Origin of the sequence: Vibrio sp. 10N.222.48.A3 (assembly GCF_041475345.1) — a bacterium.
Taxonomy (GTDB): Bacteria; Pseudomonadota; Gammaproteobacteria; order Enterobacterales; family Vibrionaceae; genus Vibrio; species Vibrio tasmaniensis_A.
This window is the reverse complement of sequence record NZ_JBFRVX010000698.1, coordinates 1-1,290: the sequence shown is the minus strand read 5'-3', so window position 1 is coordinate 1,290 and position 1,290 is coordinate 1. Positions and strand designations below refer to the sequence as shown.

The following is a 1,290-nucleotide window of genomic DNA, read 5'->3' as shown; positions in this document are numbered from 1 at the left end:
ACCACTCGCCTTGCCTTGTTGGCTTAGTGAAACCGCATCTTTGCTTGCGGGTGATTTAGATGACACATCAGCTCTTGATGCCTCAGACTTAGAATCAGAGCGCACTGCTGAGCGGTTAGTGCTCGCTAGGGTTTGCCCTGAACGAATATTATCAATACCTGCCATAGTTAAGCCTTTTTCTTCAAAATGGGAACCTGTACAGTCAATATCGACCATGGGTGAGAATACTTTAGCAATTTTTAGCTCAATAGTCGAAAACGAACCAAACACCTCAACCGTTATAATTGGATGTTAGAGTTGAGAATAAAAGCGCTAACGATACCGACACTTTAAAGTGAAGTGTTAAAAGTAAACCGTGACTTCAGACATGCTGGTAACAATACCTTCGATTATACGCTGTGATTTGTCATTTTTCACCCTAACTTGATCACCCATTGAGCCATCGGTAAGTGCAGTACCTTTGGTGGTAATGGTCATGCCACCTTTTACTGCCTGTATGATAACCTTCTCATTTCGACATACGACACAAATATCGCCTCTTTCGACAACATCACCGGGTCTTAGGTTCTTTTTTACCTTAGCACCGATGACTTGTTGTGGAGTGGTAAAGCCTTGGCGACGAAATTTGTTGAGAGAGATCATCGCAGTTGTGACGTCGTATTGACCGACAATTTCGCCTCTCGCCAGTGAACGAGTCGTTGTGACAAGTGGTACTGACATTGAAAGGCGCACTGGCACGTAAACACGCCATTCATCAGGAACACAACGAACTAAAACAGTAATGCTGCTGCGAGTGTTGGTTGTTGTAGAGGCACTTGTCTCAAGGGGGATAGGACAATTTGTTGCTTTGATTCTAGAGTCTACATTAGCGGAATTAACAAAAAGTTCACCGCCTCGCGGTTGCTCCACCGAGTCAAGGATGTGTTGCTCAGCCGCTGATTGGATCATGTCAATTTGTTCCGGCGTTGCCGCGTGTGTAAAAAAACTAAACAATATTGTTAGAATGCCGATAAACTTAGCGACAGTTTTAAAAATAGTTCTACACATAGCTATGGAAAAAAGATATATGTTTGCTTTATGATATGTCATTTTATTTCTCTAGTGGTTCGTAGCCTGCAGTAGACTAACACTTTCTATCCAAAAAGTTTGATATGGAGATGAGCTCATGACGGGTATTCTTGATTCAGTGAATCAGCGTACGCAACTCGTCGGTCAAAACCGATTAGAATTACTAACCTTTCGCCTAATGGGGCGTCAGCGTTACGGTATTAATGTATTTAAAGTGAAAGA

Annotated in this window: 1 protein-coding gene and 2 pseudogenes; 1 reads left to right on the top strand and 2 read right to left on the bottom strand. The window is 42.6% G+C overall.

Annotation, left to right across the window (positions count from 1 at the left end; translation table 11 throughout):
• Together AB4653_RS18575 and flgA are read right to left on the bottom strand one after the other, a co-directional pair.
• Nucleotides 1–216, bottom strand: a pseudogene (locus AB4653_RS18575) (flagellar biosynthesis anti-sigma factor FlgM); the annotation flags it as partial.
• Nucleotides 217–342: 126 nt separating this feature from the next.
• Nucleotides 343–1,089 carry a flagellar basal body P-ring formation chaperone FlgA gene (gene flgA, locus AB4653_RS18570; protein WP_012603426.1) on the bottom strand — a complete coding sequence of 249 codons (747 nt, stop codon included), beginning with the start codon at nucleotides 1,087–1,089 and terminating at the stop codon, nucleotides 343–345.
• Between the two features lie 76 nt (nucleotides 1,090–1,165).
• On the opposite strand from flgA, the pseudogene AB4653_RS18565 reads away from it, so the two are divergent.
• A pseudogene (locus AB4653_RS18565) lies at nucleotides 1,166–1,290 on the top strand (chemotaxis protein CheV); the annotation flags it as partial.

Coding starts and splice junctions, on each gene's coding strand:
- flgA (WP_012603426.1), bottom strand. CDS start 1,089: ATGACATATCATAAAGCAAACATATATCTTTTTTCCATAGCTATGTGT.